At 59.1% G+C, this 24,871-nt stretch carries 19 protein-coding genes; 10 read left to right on the top strand and 9 right to left on the bottom strand.

The window, feature by feature from the left end; genetic code table 11:
• Positions 1-136: 136 nt before the first annotated feature.
• The 5 genes from QZR30_RS08745 (at position 137) to QZR30_RS08765 (ending at position 5,163) form a co-directional block, all read left to right on the top strand.
• Positions 137-2,362, top strand: coding sequence for a cytochrome P450 (locus QZR30_RS08745; RefSeq protein ID WP_311903192.1), 2,226 nt, complete (start codon positions 137-139; stop codon positions 2,360-2,362).
• On the top strand, positions 2,359-3,159 hold the full coding sequence (locus tag QZR30_RS08750) for a class I SAM-dependent methyltransferase (RefSeq protein ID WP_056847842.1): 801 nt from the start codon (positions 2,359-2,361) through the stop codon (positions 3,157-3,159). The genes QZR30_RS08745 and QZR30_RS08750 overlap by 4 nt, the downstream gene beginning before the upstream one ends.
• 79 nt (positions 3,160-3,238) lie before the next feature.
• Positions 3,239-3,784 (top strand): isopentenyl-diphosphate Delta-isomerase, encoded by a 546-nt coding sequence (idi, locus tag QZR30_RS08755; RefSeq protein ID WP_056847843.1) that lies wholly within the window; start codon positions 3,239-3,241, stop codon positions 3,782-3,784.
• An 87-nt stretch (positions 3,785-3,871) separates the two neighbouring features.
• Complete coding sequence (locus tag QZR30_RS08760) at positions 3,872-4,366, top strand: hypothetical protein (protein ID WP_046068188.1); 495 nt, start codon at positions 3,872-3,874, stop codon at positions 4,364-4,366.
• A 125-nt stretch (positions 4,367-4,491) separates the two neighbouring features.
• Positions 4,492-5,163 (top strand): DUF3313 domain-containing protein, encoded by a 672-nt coding sequence (locus QZR30_RS08765; protein WP_046068187.1) that lies wholly within the window; start codon positions 4,492-4,494, stop codon positions 5,161-5,163.
• 19 nt (positions 5,164-5,182) lie between these two features.
• On the opposite strand, the gene QZR30_RS08770 is transcribed toward QZR30_RS08765, so the two are convergent.
• Positions 5,183-6,583, bottom strand: a complete 1,401-nt coding sequence (locus QZR30_RS08770) for a DUF1254 domain-containing protein (protein ID WP_311903193.1) — start codon at positions 6,581-6,583, stop codon at positions 5,183-5,185.
• Between the two features lie 151 nt (positions 6,584-6,734).
• A complete protein-coding gene (locus QZR30_RS08775) occupies positions 6,735-7,100 on the bottom strand; it encodes a response regulator (protein ID WP_046068185.1) in 366 nt (121 codons plus the stop codon).
• Positions 7,101-7,354: 254 nt separating this feature from the next.
• Here QZR30_RS08775 and QZR30_RS08780 point away from each other — a divergent pair, with 254 nt between their 5' ends.
• The 5 genes from QZR30_RS08780 to QZR30_RS08800 all read left to right on the top strand — a co-directional run bounded on the left by QZR30_RS08780 (position 7,355) and on the right by QZR30_RS08800 (position 13,922).
• Positions 7,355-10,852 carry a response regulator gene (locus QZR30_RS08780; protein ID WP_056847845.1) on the top strand — a complete coding sequence of 1,166 codons (3,498 nt, stop codon included), beginning with the start codon at positions 7,355-7,357 and terminating at the stop codon, positions 10,850-10,852.
• Positions 10,853-11,683: a CheR family methyltransferase gene (locus QZR30_RS08785; protein WP_173664487.1), complete on the top strand. Its 831-nt coding sequence runs from the start codon at positions 10,853-10,855 to the stop codon at positions 11,681-11,683.
• The gene (locus tag QZR30_RS08790) at positions 11,680-12,279 is read left to right on the top strand and encodes a chemotaxis protein CheB (RefSeq protein ID WP_311903194.1); all 600 of its coding nucleotides are present in this window, start codon (positions 11,680-11,682) and stop codon (positions 12,277-12,279) included. Before QZR30_RS08785 ends, QZR30_RS08790 begins: the two co-directional genes overlap by 4 nt.
• Positions 12,273-13,466, top strand: coding sequence for a hybrid sensor histidine kinase/response regulator (locus QZR30_RS08795; RefSeq protein WP_046068182.1), 1,194 nt, complete (start codon positions 12,273-12,275; stop codon positions 13,464-13,466). The genes QZR30_RS08790 and QZR30_RS08795 overlap by 7 nt, the downstream gene beginning before the upstream one ends.
• A gap of 78 nt (positions 13,467-13,544) precedes the next feature.
• Complete coding sequence (locus tag QZR30_RS08800; RefSeq protein ID WP_043049923.1) at positions 13,545-13,922, top strand: response regulator; 378 nt, start codon at positions 13,545-13,547, stop codon at positions 13,920-13,922.
• Positions 13,923-14,007: 85 nt separating this feature from the next.
• Here QZR30_RS08800 and QZR30_RS08805 read toward each other — a convergent pair whose 3' ends face one another.
• The 7 genes from QZR30_RS08805 to fabF all read right to left on the bottom strand — a co-directional run bounded on the left by QZR30_RS08805 (position 14,008) and on the right by fabF (position 24,848).
• Complete coding sequence (locus tag QZR30_RS08805) at positions 14,008-17,052, bottom strand: hypothetical protein (protein ID WP_311903195.1); 3,045 nt, start codon at positions 17,050-17,052, stop codon at positions 14,008-14,010.
• 342 nt (positions 17,053-17,394) lie between these two features.
• Positions 17,395-19,065 (bottom strand): ATP-binding protein, encoded by a 1,671-nt coding sequence (locus tag QZR30_RS08810; protein WP_311903196.1) that lies wholly within the window; start codon positions 19,063-19,065, stop codon positions 17,395-17,397.
• Positions 19,065-20,564: an ATPase domain-containing protein gene (locus QZR30_RS08815; RefSeq protein WP_311903197.1), complete on the bottom strand. Its 1,500-nt coding sequence runs from the start codon at positions 20,562-20,564 to the stop codon at positions 19,065-19,067. The genes QZR30_RS08810 and QZR30_RS08815 overlap by 1 nt, the downstream gene beginning before the upstream one ends.
• A 141-nt stretch (positions 20,565-20,705) precedes the next feature.
• Entirely contained in the window at positions 20,706-21,764 is a 1,059-nt protein-coding gene (locus QZR30_RS08820; RefSeq protein ID WP_046068178.1) for a tetratricopeptide repeat protein, read from the bottom strand.
• Between the two features lie 70 nt (positions 21,765-21,834).
• Positions 21,835-22,728: a bestrophin family protein gene (locus QZR30_RS08825; protein ID WP_311903198.1), complete on the bottom strand. Its 894-nt coding sequence runs from the start codon at positions 22,726-22,728 to the stop codon at positions 21,835-21,837.
• Between the two features lie 399 nt (positions 22,729-23,127).
• Positions 23,128-23,508: a RidA family protein gene (locus QZR30_RS08830; protein WP_046068176.1), complete on the bottom strand. Its 381-nt coding sequence runs from the start codon at positions 23,506-23,508 to the stop codon at positions 23,128-23,130.
• Positions 23,509-23,579: 71 nt separating this feature from the next.
• The gene (fabF, locus tag QZR30_RS08835; protein WP_274354744.1) at positions 23,580-24,848 is read right to left on the bottom strand and encodes a beta-ketoacyl-ACP synthase II; all 1,269 of its coding nucleotides are present in this window, start codon (positions 24,846-24,848) and stop codon (positions 23,580-23,582) included.
• Between the last annotated feature and the right edge of the window lie 23 nt (positions 24,849-24,871).

Below are 24,871 nucleotides of genomic sequence, written 5' to 3' on the forward strand. Positions count from 1 at the left end.
ACAAAAGGTGTTTGGCATGGCGGCTTATGACCGCCTATGCGAGATTTCCCGCATCGTTTCAGACAGTTCTCATGCCTTTGGATCTAAGTTTTCAAATAAGGTCGGCAGTTGAAGGAATTAATTCAAAAGGACCAACATGCCCCCGCCGTTCCGTGAAAGCGAACTCAACACCCGCGACAGCGCTCATTTACCGCCGATATCGCTCACTATTCCCCAGATCCGACTTCCTTTCGCCGCTCCGCCACCGCGTTCCGACAATGAACAGTTACGCGCACATGCTCTCGCCTGGGCGCAGCGATATCACCTGATCGGCCGCCGCGGTGCACATCGGTTGAGCACCACGCCACTGCTCGAGCTGGGAATGGCGTTGTGCGGCAGGGCGCCCACACAGCGAGCGCAGACGCTGGTGTGCTGGTACCTGTGGGCGCTCACCCTTGATGACCGCATTGATGATGGACCATGGGCGGAGAACGGCGCGTTGGAGCGGTTTATCAGCGCCGTGCAGGTTGTGACCGAGAGCGACGGTGCTGATCCTGCAGGAGAAACCAGCAGCTTTGAAGACCCGATGCTCGCTGTTCTGGTCGATGATCTCTGGCCCCAGACCCAGCGCTGGGGAGGGGCGGGGTGGCGGCACAGGTTGGTCGGCCATTTGATCCAGCATCTGCGCGCGCAGGCGGCGTTGGTACGGGTGCGCGAAACCGACTCGGCGCTCACGCTGGCTGAGTATCTGCCGTTGCGACGGGATTCGTTTGGTGCACTGTTCTTCTTCGATCTTATCGATGCGGCCGAAACGCTCGACCCATACGAGCAGCAAGCGCACATTGAATGGTGGAACACGCTGCGTGAACACGCTGCCGATATCATTGCCTGGACCAACGATATCCATTCGCTTGCCAAGGATGTGGTGTGTGGTGAGCGTTACAACCTGGTATCGATACTCGCGGACACCGCCGGTATGGACTGGCCGAGTGCGCTTGAGTCCGCCCATCAAATGGTGAATTCGGCAGTTGCGGACTTCACTGCGATCGCCGCCCAGCGGGTAGGTCAGCGGGCGTGCGCCGCCACCGACCCGGACCGGCTGCGGCAGGTTGTGCGGGCAGCGGGCGATTGGCACCAGAGCGTTTCTCGCTATCACCTGCATGCCGCCGACTCTACGCCACAGAATCACCGGCAGGTGGACCTGAAACTTACCCCGCCGACGCTTAAATCCAGGCAGTTCGAAATCGACCCATACCCCTTGTATGATCTTTTGCGTACCACGCTACCGATCGCCTACGACGAGCCCACCGATGTATGGTTGGTCAGCCGGCATGTGGATGTCAAAGCCGCATTGACCCACCCTGAGGCAAGCAACAACAATTACACTTGGCAGATCGGACCGTTGCTGGGGCACACGATTGTCACTATGGATGGCTGTGAGCACGCGCAGCATCGCGCATTGCTCAGCCCTTCGTTTCGCAGCAAGGCCCTCGCAGCGCTTGAAACATCCATCATCTCGGTGACCACAGACCTGCTGGCGCGCATGCACGGCCGATCCCAGGTAGACCTCATCGCCGATTTCACCGCGGCGCTGCCGGTGCGGGTGATGGCTCATGCGCTGGGTCTCCCGGCCGAAACCCCCGAGGCGGTGGAACGGCTCAAGCGTTGGTGCGCCATCGGCTTTGCCTACATGGGCAACTATCGACAGGATCCGGCGCTGCTGACCGGCGGGTTATCCAACCGCGACAGTTTCTATGACTTCATCCAGCCCTACATCGACGCTCGCCGTGCTGAACCCACCGACGATTTGATCTCCCTGCTCCTGACGGCCCGGATTGACGGTCAACCGTTATCCGAGTCGTTCGTGCGCTCCTACTGCGCGATCCTGATGACTGCGGGTAGCGAGACCAGTCACGGTGCCCTGGCGAACCTGATCGTCAACCTGCTGAACGAGCCTGGCGTCAAAGAGGCGGTGCTGGCTGACCCAGGCTTGATGGATAACGCGCTCACCGAAACCCTGCGACGCAATCCGCCCTTGCAATTGGTACTGCGCGAAGCCCGTGAACCGCTGCACCTGCCATCGGGAACGATCCCCGCCGGAGCGACCCTGGCCTGTCTTATCGGTTCGGCCAATCGTGACCCGGACCAGTTCGCCGATCCGGATACCTTCAATATGTCGCGCACTGAACAGGCGACCAGTCATTTCGCTTTCGGCGCGGGACGCCACTTCTGCCTGGGGTCCATGCTGGCCCGGATGGAAATCACCACCAGCGCCCGCATGCTGCTCCAGACCTTTCCAAACCTGCGCTGGGCTCCGGGCTTCAAGCCCATCGAACGGGGATTCCTCAACCGCTGCCCTGAGCAACTGGAGGTTGCACTGTGACCACGCCTGACACCACCGAAGCGCCCGGCTACACCAGCAGCTATCTCGCGGATCAGCACGCCGGTCAATTGGCGCGGTTGCGTACCCTGGAGCGCGCCTTTGACGGGTTGAGCCAAGCGGTTTTTGACCAGTTGGACCTTTCGGGCAAGCCAGCCATCCTTGATCTTGGTGCCGGTGCCGGATCACTCGCCGCCTGGCTGAGCAAGCGATATCCCGACGCGACTGTCACCGCCACCGACATCGACACCCGATTCCTGACCGATATTCCTGGCATTCGGGTGATGACCCACAATGCCTCGACCGACGATTTTCCTGCAGCCTCCTTTGACGTAGTGCACGCTCGGGCGCTTCTGTGCCACCTCACCGAGCGCGAAGAGATATTGACGCGCGCCGCCACCTGGGTGCGCCCGGGAGGCTGGTTGGTGATCGAGGACGTGAGCCTGCAACCGAGCTTGAATACCGCTAACCCATTGTTCCGCAAAGTGGCCGAGGCCGGGATCAGTCTGCTGGAACAGTCCATTGGGTCCGACATGCTCTGGGCCGACACTCTTGCAGCGCGGTTGCGTGAGCGGGGACTCTCCAACGTCGGGCATCGAACTGTTGAAGGCCGTATCGGCGACAACAGCGCAGCCGATACCTTCTGGGCTGCCACGACTGCCCAGGCAGCCCCGGCACTGCTGAAACTCGGGTTGCTCACCCAGAACGACCTGGATGCCATGGCCAACCTACGTGCCGATCCAGGGTTCAGCGACGCAGCGTTGACATTAGTCAGCGCCTGGGGACAAGCCCGGGGTTGAATAGAAGGGCGTAACGCCACCCTCGCACACCGTCAAATATGGGTGAGGTGCGCGTGGCGACACTGAAGGGAATAACAGAATGAGCAATGATGTAATGTTAGTTGACGCGCAGGACGTGCACATCGGAGTGTGTGATAAACGCGAGGCACACCTGGGAGCGGGCCGTCTGCATCGTGCATTTTCAGTGCATCTGATCGATAGCCAGGGGCGTCATCTGCTTCAGCGTCGTGCAGCCGGTAAAATGCTCTGGCCCGGTTTCTGGTCGAATGCGTGCTGCAGTCATCCGGCACCTGGCGAGATTATCGAGGATGCCGCGAGTCGTCGTCTGCGCGAAGAATTAGGCGTTCGGGCGGCCTGCCGCGCCCTATACAGTTTTGAATACCATGCCCGCTTTGGTTCGATCGGTGCGGAGCACGAACTTTGTCATGTGTTGGTGGCCCAATCTGACGCGGTGGCCTCACCCGATGCCGATGAAGTCAGCGAGATCAAATGGCTGACCCGCGCTGAAATATCAGCCCAGCTGTCAGCGTCCGAAGCGCAATTCACACCCTGGTTTCGAATGCAGTGGCGTCGCCTTCTATCTGAGTACCCTTCGTTCGACACACCTGCCTTACATTCCCTTTGAAGCATGGGCTGATGTTTAGCCATACGCCAGGCCGCGGCATCTGCCATGATCACGCTTCGCAACCTGGCTCACCCAAGGAAATCCGCAATGGACGATGTACAGCAACTGGGCGAGATGCTTCGTCACTACGCCGATAGCGAAGCGCATAAAAAACAGCAATTTGACCTGCAGTCGGCGCGTTGGGCGCAGAAGCTCAGTGAGTTGTTCCAGCAGATCGAACAATGGCTGGAGCCGGTAAAGACTGTGGGTTTACTGGAAGTACAGCGTGAGGCCTACACCGCCAGCGGCCCGAGCGTGCCGGTGGAGAGCTCGCCCTTCAAGAGCGAAAAACTCAGCGTGCATATCACCGGCAAAAGCGTTGAGTTCGTACCGGATGTCATGGGCGCCGGCGGTTTGATTTCGGTAGCGGTAATGGGGCTCACCGCTGCGCGCCATGGCAGCGTGTCGTTGGTACTGCCGGCCGATAAGAACGATTGGCTATGGAAGAAAACCAACGGCCTTAAAGACCCCGACACCTTCGGTTTCGATGCCAACTTCCTGGCCTCGCAGTTGCAGAGCCTGATCCCACGCGAGCGAGCCTGACCTGCACGCTTTAATCGCAGGTAAATAACTCATGACTGGCGACGCGTTAAATTAGGTGTATTTGCCAAGCATTGGCTATACCTACAACTCATTCATCACGATGATGGTCGCCAGGGAGTTCCACGATGAAGCTAGGGCTAATGATCAGCACGCTGTGCGTCGCCTCACTCGGCATGGCCGGTTGCACGAGCAAGGTGCCGCAACCGGACGAGTATTCAGGGTTCCTTTCCAACTACAGCCAGCTAAAGGAGGCCAAGTCACCGTCGGGGGCGGAGGTGATGCGCTGGGTTGATCCGCAACTGGACCTGAGCCGGTACACCTCGGTGTATATCGAACCCACCCAGTTCTACCCCAAGCCCCAGGCCACCACGAAGATTCCAGACAGCACCCTGCGCGGTATCAACGATTACTTCAACCAGGCCCTCAAGCGCGAGCTGGCCAAGTCGCTGCCCTTGGCCAACGCTCCCGGCCCCGGGGTGATGGTGGTGCGTGCGGCGATCACCGCCGTCAGCAGCAAGACCGAGAGCCTCAAACCCTATGAGTTCGTGCCCGTGGCCCTGGTTGCGGCGGCGGTGAGTACCGGCACCGGGATTCGTGACCAGGAAACCACCTTGGGCACCGAGGCGCAGTTCCTCGATGGCGCCAGCAATAAAGTAGTGGCCCAAGTGGTGCGTAAAGGCACCGGCAAGCCATTGGCCAATGACTCGCAGGTGATGAAGGCCGACGATGTAAAGAGCGTGATTGATGGCTGGGCCTCGGACCTGCACCAATCCTACCTGCGCCTGAAAAAGCGCTGATCCCAGCCGGCCCGTGGTGTTACTTAAGCGGTGTCAGCGGGGGCAGCTTCCACTGGCCGTTACCCACCTCGGGCTTGGGCAGGTAGATGCGCAAGATCGCATAGAACGGGCCGGGCGGGGCCGGCAACCAATTGCTCTGTTCGGCCTTCGGCGGCTCGTGGTGTTGCAACGCCAGGGTCAGCCCACCGTCGGCGTCGCGCTTAAGAGCCGGTAGCATCCGCGAGTTGATCAGGTAACGCTTCTTGTGGTTGGGCACCAGCAGTTTGGTCTTGCCGTCATACATTGTCAGCGACCAGAACGCATCGGCCGGTGGCAACTGATCTTTGGCGAAGTGCACGGTATAGCTGTGGCGCGCACCATTGGCTGGCTTGCCTTCGCTGTCGAGAAGGTAGGTCAGGTAGGCCGCTTCATCGCTGGAGTTGCCAAAAATGCCCATTTCGGCGCCGGCGTAGCGGTACAGGTAGTTGTTTTGCAGGCGGTCGCGACTGCCGTACAAATCGCTGCGGGACACCTGGTGGGTGTCGACCTTGTCCTTCTTGAACGCGGCAAATTCGGCGCGGGCATCGGCGATGCCTTCTTCCAGGGCTTTGCGCTGCTCCATGCTCAACTGGTTGACCTTGAACGGCGCACCCGGGGCGATACCGATTTTGGCAAAACGCGCGAGCAAGTCTTTTTCGCTGTCCTCGGGGACGGTGAAGGCCAACATAAAGTTCAGGTAGCGAAACAGTTGTGGGCCTTCGGTCATGGTCGCCGTTGGCTTGGGCCATTCGATCTTAGGCGCCTTGGCAGGGGCAGGTTGCTTCACGTAGCCGCTCAGGGGCTGCACTTTATAACCGCTCTGGATCTGCTTGACCTTGCCCAGGTCCTTGTCATCGAACAACTGCGTGCGGTACAGGGCATAGGCGATATTGCTTTCACTGTAGATCACGCGGTCAATGTCGACCGGTTGCTGACCTTTCCAGTCAGGCCCCGCGATCATGTAATGGCCGCCGTTATTCCCGGTGCTACGGGTGCCCAGGTAGGCGAGGTTCTGGGTGTAGAGGTCGACCAGCTGTACCGAGTAGTAGCGATCGTCTTCGACCTTGGGCAGAGTCAGTACCAGCGGCTCTCTGCGCAAGTCCATCCACACGAAGGAGTAGGGCGTGTCGGCGTTTGGGGTTGCGAACGTTGCGTCTTTGGGCGTGAGCAACTGGGCGGTATGGCCGATATGGTTGAATGGCGCTTTGAAGTTGGCGCCACCTTTATCAACGGCCTGGGTGTAGAGCGTCTTGTACATCTGCACCACCGGGAACCCGTACAGGTAGGCTTCCTTGGCGATGGCACGGGCTTCACTGGGGCTGGCAGTGAAGTCGGCCCAGGCGCCGGTACTGATGACTATCGAGAGGCTCGCCAACAGCAGGCGCGTCGGTTTTCCAATCATGTTGTAGCGTCCTTCCAGAGTGCTTTTAAGGGGGCGAGGGGGCAAGGCGCTGAGTTTCCAGTTTTATTGGCCGCACGTCACGTTAATCCCTGCGACGCTTTCAGCCTCGTCGGGCGCTTACTCACAGAAGGTCGGGGTTGTAAGGGAGAAATCAGGCCTCGGGCAGCATGGATTTGACCTTGTCACGCAATTGATCAATCGAGAACGGCTTGGCGATGACCTGCATCCCGGCCGGTACATCAATGTTATCGGCGTAGCCGCTGGCAAACAGGATGGGCAGGGCGGGGCGTAATTCACGGACTTTTTTCGCCAGTTCCTTGCCGTCCATGTCCGGAAGGCCGACATCGGTCATCATCAGGTCGATCACCTGCTCGGTGTTTTGCACCGCTGTGAGCGCCTCTGCAGCGTCAGCGGCCTCAACCACCTTGAACTCCAATTCTTCCAGCACATCGACGATCAGCATGCGCACGATGGCGTCGTCTTCGACTACGAGGATGGTGGAGGCGGGTGCAGACATGGTGGGTATTCCTGAAAAGTGAGAGCGTAGGGCTTAAAGGCAACTTGATTGTGAGTGACGGCAATGCCAGCAAGTTCCGAAGCAATTGATGGCATTGTGAACGCTGGGCGAGCGAATGTCCCGCCAGCTAGCTGTATGGCGTCCTTTTTGCCCATCGCCGATGTTTCTTGCCCTCGTCCCCCGCAGAAAAATAGCGTTCAGGCGTCACTTTGGGGCAAACTCCCGGTTTTTCCGCACTTGGCCAAGGCATGCCCATGACTCCCGCGTCGTCCGTCGATGAAAAGAGCTTCCGTACCCTGTTGAGCCGAAACGTGGCCCTACCCTTGGGTGTGGGCGTGCTCAGCGCGGTGTTTTTCGTCTGCCTGATTACCTATTTGCTCTCGGTGATCCAGTGGGTGGAGCACACCGACCGGGTTATCAATAACCTCAATGAGTCGTCCAAGCTTACGGTAGACCTGGAAACCGGCATGCGCGGCTTCCTGATCACCGGCGACGAGCATTTCCTCGACCCCTATGAAGTGGCCAAGCCGCGGATCATTGCCGATCTGCGCAATCTGCAGGAGCTGGTGGCGGACAATCCCCAGCAGGTCGACCGCCTCAAGCGTCTGGAAGCCTTGCAGGTCGAATGGAACAACTACGCCCAGTCGATGATTGATATGCAGCGCCAGAACGGAGACTACCGCAATGCGGTCAAGGCCGGCCGTGGCAAGCGCCTGACGGACGAGATCCGCAAGGAGTACGACGATGCGGTGGCGATGGAGCAGCAATTCCGTATCACCCGTAACGAAGAAGTCACTCGAACGACGGTGATCAGCGTCACCCTATACTTGGTATTCGTACTCGGGTTGAGCGGTTTTCTAGCGTATGTCGGAAGAAAAAATTTAGTCTCACTTTCAGAAAGTTACAGCGCAAACCTCAAGTCCCAACAGAAGATTGCACGGCGACTGGAACAGCAAGCCTGGCTGCGCAATGGCCAGACTGAGCTGGCTGAACAAGTCCTCGGCCAACTGACCCTGAATATGCTTGGGCGCAATATCCTGCAGTTCTTCGCCCAATACATGGGCTCGGCCGTGGCGGCGCTGTACGTGCGCGAAGAACATGGTGGCCTCAAGCGCGTGGCCACTTATGGCTTCTCCCGCGAGCAGGAACGACAGGAGCAGTCGATCTACAGCGACGAGGGCATCGTGGGCCAGGCTGCCCAGCTGGATCGCCTGATTCGCCTGGACGATGTGCCAGTGGATTACTTCAAGGTCAGTTCCGGCCTGGGCGAAGGCGCTACCCGCAGCGTGCTGGTGATGCCCACCAGCGATGACGACCGCGTCAATGGTGTGGTCGAGCTGGGTTTCCTGCGTGCGCTGGATGAGCGTGATGTCGAGCTGCTGGAGCTGATCGCCGGCAATATCGGCACCTCCATCGAAGCCGCCCGCTATCGCCAGCGTTTGCAGGAAGTGCTGGCCGAGACCCAGCAGCTCAACGAAGAGCTGCAAGTGCAGCAGGAAGAGCTCAAGACCGCCAACGAAGAGCTGGAAGAACAATCGCGCATCCTCAAGGAGTCCCAGGCCCATCTGGAAACCCAGCAGGCCGAGCTTGAGCAAACCAACGAGCAACTGGCCGAACAGACCCAGACCCTGGCCGAGCAGCGCGACGCCATGGACCGTAAGAACGTCGAACTGAACCAGGCCCAGCTCGAGCTGGAAGACCGCGCCGATGAACTGCAGCGTTCCAGCAAATACAAGTCCGAATTCCTCGCCAACATGTCCCACGAGCTGCGTACACCGCTGAACAGCTCGTTGATCCTGGCCAAGCTGCTGGCGGAAAACCCCCAGGAAAATCTCAGCGCCGAGCAGGTCAAGTTTGCCGAGTCGATTTACTCGGCCGGCAACGACTTGCTCAACCTGATCAACGACATCCTGGACATTTCCAAGGTCGAGGCCGGTAAGTTGGAAGTGCGCCCGGAGAATTCCAGCGTGGTGCGGCTGGTGGACGGCTTGCGCGGCATGTTCGAACCGCTGGCGGCGGATCGCAAGCTGGGCTTCCAGGTGGATGTGCAGGAAGGCTCGCCGACCCTGCTGTTTACCGACCGCCAACGCCTGGAGCAGATCCTCAAGAACCTGTTGTCCAACGCGATCAAGTTCACCGAACAGGGCGAGGTCAGCCTGACAGTGTCCCGCGCGCCAGGGGAGGGCATTGCCTTTACCGTGCGCGATTCCGGCATCGGCATTGCCCCGGACCAGCAGGAAAGCATCTTCGAAGCCTTCCGCCAGGCTGATGGCACCACCAATCGCCGTTACGGCGGCACCGGTCTGGGCCTGTCGATTTCCCGCGACCTGGCCACCTTGCTGGGCGGCTACATCAGCGTGACCAGCGAGCCGGGCAAGGGCAGCATCTTTACCCTGGTATTGCCTGAGCAATACGTGGAGCGTGAAGACGACGCCGCACCTGTGGAACAACCGCGTCAAGCGGTGGTGGTGCCGGCCCCCATGCCAGTGCGGGTTTCGCCACTGCCGGTTGCCGACACCCAGCAGATTCCACGGTTTGCCGATGACCGTGAAAAAGCCCCGTTCAGCACCCGGTGCATCCTGGTGGTGGAGGACGAGCCGAACTTTGCGCGTATCCTGTTCGACCTGGCCCATGAGCTGGGTTACCACTGCCTGGTCGCCCATGGTGCCGACGAAGGCTACAGCCTCGCTGAGGAATACATCCCCGACGCGATCCTGCTGGACATGCGCCTGCCGGACCATTCCGGGCTGACGGTGCTGCAGCGTCTCAAGGAACACGCCAACACCCGCCACATTCCCGTGCATGTGATTTCCGTGGAAGATCGCGTCGAGGCGGCCATGCACATGGGCGCCATCGGTTATGCGGTCAAGCCCACCACCCGCGAAGAGCTCAAGGACGTGTTCGCGCGCCTGGAAGCCAAGCTGACGCAGAAGGTCAAACGTGTGTTGCTGGTGGAAGACGATGACCTGCAGCGCGACAGCATTGCCCGCCTGATCGGCGACGATGACATCGAGATCACGGCCGTCGGCTTCGCCCAGGAAGCTCTCGACCTGCTGCGAACCAACATCTACGACTGCATGATTATCGACCTCAAGCTGCCGGACATGCTCGGCAACGAGCTGCTCAAGCGCATGGCCACCGAGGATATCTGCTCGTTCCCGCCGGTCATCGTCTACACCGGGCGCAACCTGACTCGCGATGAAGAAGCCGAACTGCGCAAGTACTCGCGTTCGATCATCATCAAGGGCGCCCGCTCCCCTGAGCGCTTGCTGGACGAGGTCACACTCTTTCTGCACAAAGTCGAATCCCAGCTGTCCCATGACCGCCAGAAGATGCTCAAGACTGCCCGCAGTCGTGACAAGGTCTTCGAAGGGCGCAAGATCCTGCTGGTGGACGACGACGTACGCAATATCTTCGCCCTGACCAGCGCCCTGGAGCACAAAGGCGCGGTGGTCGTGATCGGGCGTAACGGTCGCGAGGCCATCGACAAACTCAATGAAGTCGAGGATATCGACTTGGTACTGATGGACGTGATGATGCCGGAAATGGACGGTTACGAGGCCACCGCCTTGATCCGCCAGGACCCGCGCTGGAAAAAACTGCCAATCATTGCAGTAACGGCCAAGGCCATGAAGGACGATCAGGAACGGTGCCTGGCAGCAGGCTCCAATGACTACCTGGCCAAGCCGATTGACCTTGACCGCCTGTTCTCACTGATTCGCGTATGGCTACCGAAGATGGAACGCATTTAAGTGGAACAGTGTTTTTTGGACAAAAACAGCGATATTGAGCTGCGCCTGTTGATCGAGGCGATTTACCTCAAGTACAGCTATGACTTTCGCGACTACTCCGGCGCGTCGGTCAAGCGGCGGGTGGCCCATGCCTTGCGCCAGTTCGACTGCGCGACCATTTCCGCACTGCAGGAGCGGGTACTGCACGACCCGGCGGCGTTCATGCAGTTGCTGCAATTTCTGACCATCCCGGTGAGCGAGATGTTTCGCGACCCGTCGCATTTCCTGGCGATCCGCCGGGAAGTGGTGCCGCTGCTCAAGACCTACCCGTCGATCAAGATCTGGATCGCGGGTTGCAGCACGGGGGAGGAGGTGTACTCCATGGCCATCCTGTTGCGTGAAGAAGGCTTGCTGGAGCGCACCATCATCTATGCCACGGATATCAACCCGGCGTCGCTGGACAAAGCCAAGCAGGGTATCTTCTCCCTGGAAAACGTACGTGCCTATACCGCCAATTATCAGCAGGCCGGCGGGCACCGTTCATTTGCCGACTATTACACAGCGGCTTACGATTACGCGATCTTCGACAAGACCCTGCGCGAGAACGTGACCTTTGCCGACCACAGCCTTGCCACCGACAGTGTCTTTTCGGAAACTCAATTAATTTCATGTCGCAACGTATTGATTTACTTCAATAAAAAATTGCAGGATCGAGCATTTGGATTGTTTCATGAGTCGCTGTGTCATCGCGGCTTCCTGGTGCTGGGCAGCAAGGAAACCCTGGACTTTTCCGCCTACAGCAAGCAATTCGAGCCCTTGGTCAAACAGGAACGGATCTACCGAAAATCATGAGCGATGTGCCAGACACCCCGATTCACGGGATTGAAGCCATCGTCGTCGGCGCTTCCGCTGGCGGCGTCGAGGCGCTGCTGACTATTTTCGGCCAACTGCCCGAGACCTTCGCCTTGCCGATCATTGCCGTGCTGCACCTGCCGGATGAGCGTCGCAGCCAGCTGGCGGAAGTCTTTGCTTGGCGCCTGAGCATTCCGGTCAAGGAAGCCCGGGATAAAGAGGCAGTGGAGGCGGGCACCTTGTACTTTGCCGGCCCCGGCTATCATCTGTCAGTGGAGCATGACCGTAGCCTGTCCCTGAGCCAGGAGGACCGCGTGCACCACTCCCGGCCCGCCATCGACTACCTGTTTGCCTCAGCTGCTGACGTGTATGGGCCCCGCCTGCTCGCGATCCTGTTGACCGGCGCCAACCAAGACGGCGCGAGCGGCCTGGCCCATGTCAAGCAATCGGGCGGCACCACCGTCGTCCAGGACCCCCAGGAGGCGCGCATTGCCGTGATGCCCTTGGCAGCCCTGGCGTTACACACACCTGACCATATTCTTTCCTTGAGCCGTATCGGCTCATTGCTGGCTTCCCTGGAACCCTATCCATGTTAAGTACTGTCCAGGCCAAACTGCTGATCGTCGACGATCTGCCGGAAAACCTGCTGGCCCTCGAAGCGCTGATCAAGCGCGAGGATCGCCAGGTGTTCAAGGCATTGAGTGCCGACGAGGCGTTGTCCCTGTTGCTGGAACACGAATTCGCCATGGCGATCCTCGACGTGCAGATGCCCGGCATGAACGGTTTCGAGCTGGCCGAACTGATGCGCGGCACCGAAAAGACCAAGAACATCCCGATTGTGTTCGTCAGCGCCGCCGGCCGTGAGCTCAATTACGCCTTTAAGGGCTATGAAAGCGGCGCCGTGGACTTCCTGCACAAGCCGCTGGATATCCACGCGGTCAAGAGCAAGGTCAATGTGTTCGTCGACCTGTACCGCCAGAGCAAGGCGATGAAATTGCAGTTGGAGGAGCTGGAGCGCAGCCGCCGCGAGCAGGAGTTGCTGCTGACGCGCCTGCAGGCCACCCAGGCCGAACTGGAGCAAGCGGTACGCATGCGTGACGACTTCATGTCGATTGTCGCCCACGAAGTGCGCACGCCCCTTAACGGGCTGATCCTGGAAACCCAGCTGCGCAAGATGCACCTGGCTCGGGACAACGCCGCGGCGTTTACTCTGGACAAGATGCACGCCATGGTCGACCGCGATGAACGCCAGATCCAGAGCCTGATCCGCCTGATCGAAGACATGCTCGACGTGTCGCGTATCCGCACCGGCAAGCTGTCGATCCGCCCGGCCCGCTTTGACCTTGCCCAACTGGTGCGCAACCTGGTGCAGAACTTTGCACCGCAAGTGGCGGCCGCCGAGTCCTCGATGCAACTGCAGGCCGACGAAGCGGTGGAAGGCAATTGGGACGAGTTCCGGATCGAGCAGGTGATCACCAACCTGCTGACCAATGCCTTGCGCTACGGGGCCAAGAGCCCCGTGGAAGTGCGGGTATATAGCGAGCATGGCGAAGCGCGGGTAGAGGTACGTGACCATGGTATCGGTATCAGCGAAGAGAACCAGAAGCGCATTTTCCAGCAGTTCGAACGGGTCTCTGCCAACCATGTGACAGCAGGACTGGGCCTGGGCTTGTTTATTTCCGAGCAGATCGTCGCGGCCCACGGCGGCACTATCGAGGTCGAGAGCCAGATAGGCGAGGGCGCGCTGTTTCGCGTGTGTCTGCCCCTTGAGGCGGTCGAGTGAAATCAGTCGTCACCTCGACGCAACCTCTGCGTGACCCCATGGTCGTAACTGCAGCAATTGACCGGACAAAGGCTTCCCATGAGTGAAGATGCGCAAGATGTCGTACTGATCGTCGAGGACGACGAATCCATTATGTTTGTGCTGGGTGAGTACCTGGCAGGCTTGGGCTACCGGGTCTTGAAGGCGATCGATGGGGAGCAGGCCTTCCAGATCCTCGCGACCAAGCCGCACCTGGACCTGATGGTCACCGACTATCGCCTGCCGGGCGGGATTTCCGGGGTGCAGATCGCGGAGCCCGCGATCAAGTTGCGCCCGGAATTGAAAGTGATCTTCATCAGCGGCTACCCGCAGGAAATTCTCGACTGCAACAGCCCGATCACGCGCAACGCGCCGATCCTGGCCAAGCCGTTTGACCTGGATACATTGCAGGAGCATATCCAGCGCTTGTTGGCGTAATCCGCTCAATGCCATCCATTCAATGTCTGGCCGCGCAGGTTCTTCCCGGTACGCCGTGAAGAACCTGGGGCAGTGTTTTTCTACCTTATGTGGAAGGCACGAAATCCTTCAAAGGAAGACCATAGGGCTGCTTGGTGACAGGGTTCAGGGCATACCATTTGCCATTCTTCTGCGTAGCGGCGACGTCTTCCACTTCACCTTGCACGTTGGCTTTGCCTATTGTGGCACTGTCGACGTCCCTGAAGGTTTTGACCACGTCATATTTGACAACAGGCCTGGAGCCGTTTTTGTCGCCTGTGCGCGAATGTCGATCCAGCGCTTCCAAACCTGTTTGTACGCCTGCCAGCCCAAGACCCACGGGGTCTATGGGGTTGAGTGCACCTATGGCGCCACGCGCCAGCTTTTTCGCCCCTTGAGCAAGAGTCGTTCCGACTTGCACTCCGGTGTTGGCAACCTTAGCGGCTCCGCCGACCCCGGAAAGGAGAAAGCCTAAGGCATCGAATGACAAATCAACCAAGCCTTCACGCCACTTGCCGTCAATAAAGTTATTAATGGCGTTATAGCCTGGAATAAGCCCTCGCACGAACAACTCGGCTTTTGTCCAAAAAGGAGATTCAGTATCGAACGTCGTCTGTCCGCGCAGCTCCGTTGCAAAATTCTGGATACCCAGGTTTTTTACCATGGCGTCAGCGATGTACCCAGTCTTATCACTGAAGTAGCTGTTGGGCGTGTCGTTGACAGTGTAGAGCGACGAGGCCTGCAGTATGTTTTCCGGGTAATCGCCTTCAGGAGCAACGGGTTCAAGGTATGTTGAACCGATACCCGCTCTGAACTCGTCAGGCAGCGGGGCGATGTCTATATCGTTCCAGTCATCACGCTTTTTAATGGTGTTGGACGTCATATTTATTTCATAGGTATGGGTGCTTTCATTACCGTCCCTGTCCTTGAATTCGCTGCGCACCACTAGAGAACCGGATGTTGTTGCCTTATTGGTTGCGCCAGAATTATTTGTATTGACTGACACTTCTTTGCCGACCGAGATTTTTCCATGCTCAATGATTTCTCGATCTTCAATGGGCAGTGTTGAAATCAAGTATTTGGTTTGCGCCTGCGCGGCCGCCTCGATACGGTTGAAATATAAATCAAGGCCGTTTCCAAAACGGGATTTCAGCTCGGCCCTTGAAAAAGGCTTAAAGGCAATTGTCGTAAGATCAATGGATTCATTGCGAGAGGTATAGTCATTAAAGTCGATGTCTTTAAGATGGTCGCGTGTGTTGAGAAATATGTCCAGCAGCGAATAGGGACCAGGAAATTCCAAAAAGCCGGCGTCTTTTGTGTCTATGGATTTTTCTTTGATTTGCTCTTCAGACAAATGTGGATTTTGCTTTTTTATTTCCGCCAGCGCCCATTTGTGAAGGTCAGGGGCCTCCATTGCAAAGTAGTTCGAAGCTTTATTTAACTCAGACACTTGTTTACTAAACTGAAAACGTACGTCGTTCATTTTCGTTTCTGAGTATTTATCTTCTGCGTTGCGTCCGAGCAAGCCGTTGTTGCGGCCCCAGTCTTTCAGTCCGTCAGTTTGCGCCAGAGCTTCAACCATCAGGTCGGCCAGTGTTACGGGGGCCAGTTCATGTCGCAGCATGATCTGCTCATACGTCATCAAGCGGGTGGAGCCGGGCGCTTGGGCCTCAATACGAGCCACTGCCGTGGTAAAAGTGACCCATGCGTGGGAGCCCTTGACCAACGCCTCAGGTATGTCCTTGACCAAGAGCTCTGGTGCCTTGCGCGACAACAATATGAATACGGCGAGGTCGACGGTTCGCGGTGTGGCTAGTCCCGTCTGGATCAAGTGATGCGCCAGCGCTTTACGTATGTAGGAAGCGCTTCGCCCAGACACGCTGTTCAAATCGAATCCAGCGATATGGGTTCGTGTTGAGAATGACGGATCGGTGAAGACACTTTGCTTGTCCAGCGACACATAGAGCGCTGCCAGAACCCAGTCATTGATAGGTTCTGGCGAAGCGATCTCACCTATTGCCTGCTCGGCGGCGCGACCTATGGCTTGAGCGTTGCTGGACTTGAGGATGTCGTCAATGATGCGACCCGGGTCATCCTTGAGGGTCTTTTCATTCAGGTTCAGGTCACGGGTCAAGTGCTCAAGCAGGTTGTCTTGCGGCTCATTTTTCAAGGCATCATCAATGACGCGACTGAGTGTGCGTTGATCCTTATTGCTCAACAGCGTGGGCCATGAAAGGGCTCCACCCATATTGCCGTGCTCAGGGCTTAGCGGGGGGGGACTAGCCAGGGACGGTGCAATGGCTGCCAGCTCTGAAGGGGTCTTTGGAACCAGCAAGCCATGACCCACCAGATACTCGCGCAGGGTCACCGCTACGCCCGGCTTCAGGTCGTGATCCCGAGCATAGGACGAGGTGGGGTCTATTTCGATAGGCGTGTCCAGCGCCTCCTGCATCCGCTGGCGGGTGGCTTGGTTGGACGCCTCCAGATATTCGTCTTCGGTAAGGGTGGGGGTTTCACGAGCGGCGGCAGCGAGATCTTGCGCAATACTGCTCGCGGCGTCAGCTGCCAGCTTAGGTATAACCGCAACTACAGCCCCTCGATTGTTCTGGTCGCCAAGTTTCGAAGCATGACGTTCCAGATCAGCCTGGGAAGGGTGGCTGGCCGTGTCAGAGATGAGCGTACCTTTGCGCTCCCACCCGGCGATGTAGTCGGTGATGGATGCGTCTTGCTCTGAAGGCGAGAGGGAGGGGTCAAAAGGCAGAGTGTGACCATAAAACTGAGCGATATCAGCGGCTCTTGCCGTGGTCGCCGTCTTGAATTCTATGCTGTTGCCCGAGCCTGCAAGCGCTTTAGCCACGTTCTGGAGCAGCGGCCAGCCCGAAAAGCTGTGAACGTCCACAGTTTGGTTACGAGTCTCGGTGGAAAACGAGAAGGCGCTGCCGGCACGCTTGGCGGTGATGGTGCCACGGCTGGCATCAAGGGTGACGCCCTGTGACAGATCCAACTGCTTCTCTTGCGCCCAAGCCTTGAAAGCCGGGCTTTTGAGCATGTCCCCCAACCGCGCGCGCAGCTGTCCGAAAGACGATGACGGCGGAATGTCCGTAACGCTCACCTTTCGAGGGTCCTGGCCAACGCTCGACGCGGCTTTCAGGCCTTGGGCATACAACCTGGCCAAGGCACGCTCACCCTTGTCCTGGGGTGTTTCAACATCGTGCCTCGAAACTTCCGTATCGATAAGTGTCAATGGCGCTGGGGAGGAGCCTGCATTAATCAGCACAGGCGTAGACAGTTGAGGCAGGCGTGAACTAGGACTAATAATCATCAGAGATGCTCCGGGTCGATGTAGTTTGATTTCTTTACATAAGTAATTCGCAACCCTATGTGGAAATAAACCTGCATCAATTCCATCTGCCGACTTTCAAACCTTGACATCTCATTGCGGGCCATAGCTGCTCTACGCCTGGATCATCTCCCGCACCTTGGCCGTCAATAAATCAAAGGTAAACGGCTTGGTGATCAACTGCATCCCGGGGTCCAGGAAGCCCCCGCGCACCGCCGCATGTTCGGCATAGCCGGTAATGAACAAGACCTTGAGCGCCGGGCGAATCTGCCGGCCGATTTCTGCCAATTGCCGCCCGTTCATGCCGGGCAAGCCGACATCGCTGATCATCAAGTCAATGCGTTGCCCGGACTCAATGATCGGCACCGCCGTATCCGCGTCGCACGCCTCGACAAATCCATAGCCCAACTCTTTGAGTACGGCGCTGACCAATATCCGGACCGCGGGATCGTCTTCGACGATCAATACGGTCTCACCCGCACTGGCAAACGGCAACAATGTCGGGTTGATCGGCTCCTGTGTCTGCATCTCGCCAATGAAACGCGGCAGAAACAAACTTACTGTGGTGCCTTTGCCGAGTTCGCTGTGAATCGTCACATGGCCGTGGGATTGGCGGGCGAAGCCGTAGATCATCGACAACCCCAGCCCCGTGCCCTGGCCGATAGGTTTGGTGGTAAAAAACGGGTCGAACACGCGGTTCATCAGATGTTCCGGAATCCCGCAGCCAGTATCGCTGACGCTCAGCTCGACGTAATCGCCGGGCTGCAAGGTGCCGTAGGCCGCGGTGAATACGCTATCCAGGTGCCGGTTACAGGTTTCGACAATCAACTTGCCGCCGTTTGGCATCGCATCCCGGGCATTGATGACCAAGTTGAGCAGGGCACTTTCCAGTTGATTGGGGTCGGCTTCGGCAGTCCACAGCGTGCTGGTCAGGCGCATGTCCAGTGCGATGCTTTCGTTGATGCTGCGTTGCAGCAACTCGCCCATGGAGGACACCAACTGGTTGATCTCCACGGGTTTGGAATCCAAAGACTGGCGCCGGGAGAAAGCCAGCAGGCGGTGGGTGAGGGCGGCAGCACGGTTTGCCGAGGTGACGCCCAGGTCGATCAGGCTGTCCAGATCATCCAGCTTGCCGCGGGACACGCGCCTGCGCAGCAGCTCCAGGCTACCGATGATCCCGGTGAGCATATTGTTGAAGTCATGGGCGATGCCGCCGGTCAACTGGCCGACGGCTTCCATTTTCTGCGACTGGCGCAACGCTTCTTCGTTATTGCGCAACTGCGCCGTGCGCTCTTCAACCTGCTGCTCAAGGGTTTCCAAGGTGCGTTGCAGGCGCAATTCGCTTTCGCTCAGGTCGATCAACCGGTCGCGTGCTTCGTATTGGCGCCGTCGACCGCGCAGCGCCGTACTGACCAGGCTGATCAGCGTGACCGGGTGGAAGGGCCGCTCCAGGAACGTCACGTTGCCCAGCAAGCCACTAAAGTGCGATGTGCCGTTCTGCTCTTTGCCGCCGTGATGGGTCATCAGCACGATAGGCAGGTCGGACCAGGCTGGCTGCTGGTGCAAATAATTGAGTAACGGCTCAAGATCGACGCCGCGCAACGCCTCGGCCGCAATGATCAGCATGCCGGCGCCTTGCTCCATGGCTTCGCACAGCGCGGTGAGGCTGCTGACCACCATGCCACTGTAGCCCGCCTCATTGAGCATCATCAGCGCCAGCGAACCGTCGCGCCCCATGGGCGCCAGGACGATGGCACGTTCCGAGACTGGAGAAAGAGCCGGCACTAGCCCTCATCCTTTAGCAGTGGGGAACCGGCGCCCATGTAAATCGGAATGCCGCGCAGTACACCCTGGAAGTTGTCCAGCGGCTCACCAACCGTCATGCCTCGGCTACCGATGCGGTATTCACGAATGGTCGACTCATGGGAGCCGGTTCTTTTCTTGATGATTGAAATGGCCCGGCGGACTTTGCCCAGGGCTTCAAAATAGCGCAGCAGAATCACGGTATCGGCCAGGTAGGTAATGTCCACAGGGGTTTGCATATCGCCGACCAACCCATGCTGGGCCACGGTCATGAAGGTCGCGGCACCGCGGCGGTTGAGGTACAGCAGCAGTTCATGCATGTGCAGGATCAGCGCGTTCTCTTCCGGCATGGCAGCCTGGTAGCCGTTAATACTGTCGATGACCACAGTCTTGATGCCGCCTTCATCCACGCAGCGACGTACCCGGTGCGAGAATTCGCCGGGCGACAACTCAGCGGCGTCGACCTGCTCGATCAGCAGGTTGCCGGTGTCTTGCAACGCCGCGAGATCGATGCCCATATTTTTCATACGCTCGAACAGCAGGCCCAGTTCTTCATCGAAGATGAACAGTGCGGCCTTTTCGCCCCGGGCTACGGCGGCGGCGGCGAAGATCATCGAGATCAGGGACTTGCCGGTACCCGCCGGGCCAAGGATCAGGCTGCTGGAACCGGTCTCAATGCCGCCGCCGAGCAGCGAATCCAGCTCCTGGATGCCACTGGTCAATGTCTGGCGGTTGTATCCGCCACGATGCTCAGCCGCCACCAGGCGCGGGAACACGTGGATGCCGTCGCCCATGATGGTGAAGTCATGAAAGCCTCCACGGTATTTCTGGCCGCGGTATTTCACCACCCGTACGCGGCGGCGCTCGGCGCCGTAGTTGGGGGTCAGTTCTTCAAGGCGAATGACTCCGTGGGCCACGCTGTGCACAGTCTTATCCAGGGATTCGGTGGTCAGGTCATCCAACAGTAATACAGTCGCGTCATAGCGCACGAAGTAATGCTTGATCGCCAGGATCTGCCGGCGGTAGCGCAGGGAACTCTGCGCCAGCAGGCGGATTTCCGAGAGACTGTCGACCACCACGCGGGTCGGCTTGACCCGTTCCACCACTTCAAAAATCTGGCGGGTGGCTTCACCCAGTTCGAGGTCGGAGGAATACAGCAGGCTTTGCTGGTGCTCGGCGTTGAGCAGGCTCTCCGGTGGGGTCAATTCGAAAATAAAGATATTGTCATCCAGGTCCCAGCCATGGGACTTGGCACCCTGGCGCAATTCGCGCTCAGTCTCCGACAGGGTGATATACAAGCAGCGTTCACCGTTTTGCGCGCCGGCCTGCAGGAAGTGCAACGCCACGGTGGTTTTACCGGTGCCGGGTTCGCCTTCCAGGAGGAACAGATGGCTGCGCGATAGGCCTCCGGCAAGAATGTCATCAAGACCTTCGATGCCGGTGGCCGCCTTTTCACTGAACAGCTCTTTGGATGTAGACAAGAAGTGCCCTCAGGTCACGTACAAGTAAGGGGCACGCCGAGAAGGACGCGCCATATTTACTTGACCGTAGTGGCCAGTGGCGGTTCAACGTTTCGTAAAAATTGCACAGGGCCGGCAATTACGTTGCGAGCAAGCCTGTGCCTACAGGCCTTGTTGCAGCGCCGGGTCGTCCGGGTTCTGCTGCTCCAGTTGTGCGAGCAGTACCTGGACGTTTTGCAGTTGCCCGGTTTCTTTCCAGTAGTTGACCAGTAGCACGCGGGCCTTGCGGTTGGCCGGATGACGCTGGACGATTTCTTCCAGTTGACGCTGGGCCGCCTCGACTTCGTCTTGGGCATGCAGGGTGGTGGCCAGATCGTAGCGGTAATCCTGGTTGTCCGGCTCAAGCTCTACCGCCTTGGACAGGCCGAGCAGCGCATACGGGCGCTCGCCATGGTGCAGCAGCCACATGCCCAAGGCATGCTGCAGGTAAGCCGACTCCGGATGCGCCGCCAATTGCCGCGCCAACAGCTGGCGCGACTCGTCGCTCTTGCCTTGCTTGTCCAGCAGTTCGATCTGCGACACGACCGCCTGCAAGTTATCCGGCTGCAAACGCATCGCCTGCTCCAGGGCGTTTTGTGCCTGCGGCAACAGGGCGCTGTGGATGTACAGGCGCGCCAGTTGAATCCAGCCTTCGGCGGTCTCGGGCTGGGCCTTGAGGGTTTTCACGAACTCGTCGAGCACCTGCTGCAGGGGGCCGAAATACAAGCCCAGGGTATCCGGCGACAGGCCGAGCAGGGCATTGGCGGCGGCAAAGCGCACTGGCTGTTCGGGATCATCCAGGACCGGGCCGAGCAGCAAGGTGCGCTGGCCGCTGGGTACCAGTCCGACGATGCTGTGAATCGCGGCCTCGCGCACCACTGGCGATTCATTGGCCAAGTCTTTATCCGCCAGCTTAAGGGCTTGAGGGCTGGGGTAATTGGGCAATTCGGCATGCAAGGCGGCGCGGCGTTCAGGCGACAGATCCGGGCGCCCCAGCTGTTGATACAGCACCCGCGCCGCGCCCGGTTCGCCATTATGTGCCTGCTTCAATGCCTTGGAGTAACCATGGGCAATGGCCGGTGCCACGGCGACCGGTGCGGTGCGGGAAAAAAACCAGCTGACTAACACAATCAGCAACAGGGCACACAGGCCGATGATGGAATAACGGCGTGACTTTGACATGCGGGTGTCCGAAAGCTCGAGCAGCAAAGCCCCAAGCTTCGGTCAGTGCAGGGCGAGTGTCAAACCGGCGTCAGGTCAGCACGTAATCCAGCGGCTCAAGGGCAGGGGGCAGGTCGTCTTCGCCAAGGGCCGCGAGAATCTCGCGCTCCAGTGTGCGCAGGATGGCATCGCACGGAAGGTCGTTTTCGTCGAAGCCGAACGGGTCCTCCAATTCGTCGCCGATCGCATCCAGGCCAAAGAAGGTGTAGCTGACGATAGCGGTGAACACCGGCGTCAACCATCCCAGCGGCTCGGCCATGGCGAACGGCAGCAGGATGCAGAACAGGTAGATGGTACGGTGCAGCAGCAGGGTGTAGGGGAAAGGCAGCGGTGTGGTCTTGATACGCTCGCACGACGCCTGCACCTGGCTCAGGCTGACCAGCCGGGCCTCCAGTTGGGTGTAGCGCCACTCACTGATCACACCCTGACAGGCCAGTGCGGAAAACCGCGCACCGAGTGTTTGCAGCACGCTGTCAGGCAGGTTGGGGTGGCTTGCCTGCACCGCTATCCAGGGTGTTATCGCACGGGTTTCATCTTCATGGCGCAAGTGGGCGATCAAGCCGTGGGCAAAACCGCAGAGGCCGCGCAACAAGCCGGCACGCTCGACGGTGTCGCCCAGCACCTGGGTTTCGCGGATCAGCGAGCGCACCTCAATGATCATTTGCCCAAGTTGCTTGCGGCCCTCCCACCAGCGGTCGTAGCAGGCATTGTTGCGAAAGCTCATGAAAATCGACAATGACAAACCCAGCAGGGTGAAAGGCGTGGCGTTAACCTTGGAAAAGTACGCCGGGTGCAGGGTTTCCACCAGCACGATCACTGAGGCGAGCAGCGTGACCATCAGGCTGCGCCAGGCAATGCGCTTGGCAATCGAGCCCTTGAGGGAAAACAGGATACCCAGGAGGTTGGGCTTGGGACGAACGATCATGGCAGGCTTCTGTGATGGTGCAGGCCGTCAGGTTAGAAGCTGGCAGGCAGAGCGTCCAATCACTTGGGTCAACCGCCTGATCATTGGCATCGATCAGGGGGAGGGCAGCTCTGGCGTGCCCCTGAATTTGCGACGAGGGGACTTGATTTCGTGGCGGTCTGATTGACTGCACTCGGTAAAAAAAGTGGGAGGGGGCTTGCCCCAATGGCTATAGGTATCTACACAATTTCTGGTATGGCGCTGTACCTGTGGGAGGGGGCTTGCTCCCGATGGCGGCCTCAGGGCCGACCAGGATGTTGGATCAGACCGAGTACATATCCATTCCTGCGGTAACGGCGGCTCGGGAACAAGCCCCTCCACATTTGGTTCGCGGCGCACCATGCAAATACTCGGTGGCTGTCAGGCCTTGGCCGCCATCGCCGTCACTTCGACACGCATGCCTTCCACAGCCAGCGCAGCAACGCCCACCGCCGCGCGGACCGGCCATGGCTTGGCGAAAAAGCGCTTGTAGACTTCGTTGAACGCCCCACGGTCGGCCATGTCGGTGAGGTAGATGGTCAGGTGCATGACCCGGTCCATGGAGCTGCCGGCTTTTTCCAGCGCGACTTTCAAGGCTTGCAGGGTGCATTCGCTTTGCAGGGTGATATCGCCCAGTTCCAGGCTGCCGTCGGCGCGGGTTGGCACTTGGGTGGAAACCAGGATGCCGTTGAAGCCGATAACATCGGAAGAAATGGAATCGGCATCCGGGTCGGGGGTGTAGGACAGGTCGTGGTTGGCCATGGGCACCTCTTGTTGGCAAGGACAGAAAGGCGCCATGGTCCGCGAAATTTACCCCAGGGGCAAACCCCTGATCATGTCCAACGTCGGAACAGCACGCTGGCGTTCACGCCGCCAAAGCCGAAGCCATTGGACAGCGCATATTCAATCGGCATGGGCCGCGCAGCAACGCGCACCATGTCCAGGCCGTCGGCGAGGGCGTCCGGGCTGTCCAGGTTGAGCGTCATCGGCGCGATCTGATCGCGCAGCGCAAGCACGGTGAAGACCGCTTCGATCCCTCCTGCTGCGCCGAGCAGGTGGCCGGTGGCGGATTTGGTCGAGCTGATGGCCGGCCCGCTGCCGGTACCGAAGACTGTCTTGATCGCCGCCAGTTCGCCTTTGTCACCTACCGGCGTGGAGGTCGCGTGGGCGTTCAAGTACTGCACCTGCGACGCGTCGATACCTGCCTGGCGCAATGCCTGGGTCATCGCCCGGCGCGCGCCGTCACCGTCTTCGGGCCCGGCTGTCATGTGATAGGCGTCGGCACTGGTGCCATATCCCACCAGCTCGGCAATCGGCTGCGCACCGCGGGCCAGGGCATGTTCCAGTTCCTCAATCACCAGAATGCCGGCGCCTTCGCCCATCACGAAACCATCGCGTGCCTGGTCGAACGGTCGTGAAGCACGCTCCGGCGCGTCATTGAATGCGCTGGACAACGCCCGCGCCGCGGCAAAGCCGGCAAGGCTGACCCGATGAATTGCCGCTTCGGCACCGCCGCAGACTGCGACATCGATTTCCCCGGCGCGGATCATGCGCGCTGCGTCACCGATGGCCTGGACGCCGGCCGCACACGCAGTCACCGGCGCGCCCAGGGGACCTTTCAGGCCGTAGTTGATCGACACGTGCCCGGCGGCCATGTTGCTCAAAAATGACGGAATGGTGAATGGCGACAAACGCCGCGGGCCTTTGCTATCGGTGGTGCGCACCGCGTCGGCTATCGCCGGGAAACCACCGACACCGGAAGCGATGATGGTTGCGGTGCGTTCCTGCTCCTCAGGTGTTTTAGGCGCCCAATCGGCTTGCTTCAAGGCTTCATCCGCCGCCGCCAGGGCGAACAGGATAAAACGATCCATCTTGCGCTGTTCCTTGGCGGCCAACAGTCGATCTGGGTCAAATCCGGCTTCGGGGTCTTGCTCGATGTTTTGCACCTGGCCGCCGATACTGATCGCCAAATCACCGATCAATGCTTGCGGCAAACGACGGATACCCGACTGTCCGTCCAGCAAGCGTTGCCACGTGGATTCCACGCTAGACCCCAACGGCGTCAGCGCGCCCATGCCCGTTACGACGATACGTTTACTCATGATCAATCGACTCCTGTTGCTTG

It is taken from the genome of Pseudomonas sp. rhizo25, from assembly GCF_031931935.1.
In the GTDB taxonomy this organism is placed as follows: domain Bacteria; phylum Pseudomonadota; class Gammaproteobacteria; order Pseudomonadales; family Pseudomonadaceae; genus Aquipseudomonas; species Aquipseudomonas synxantha.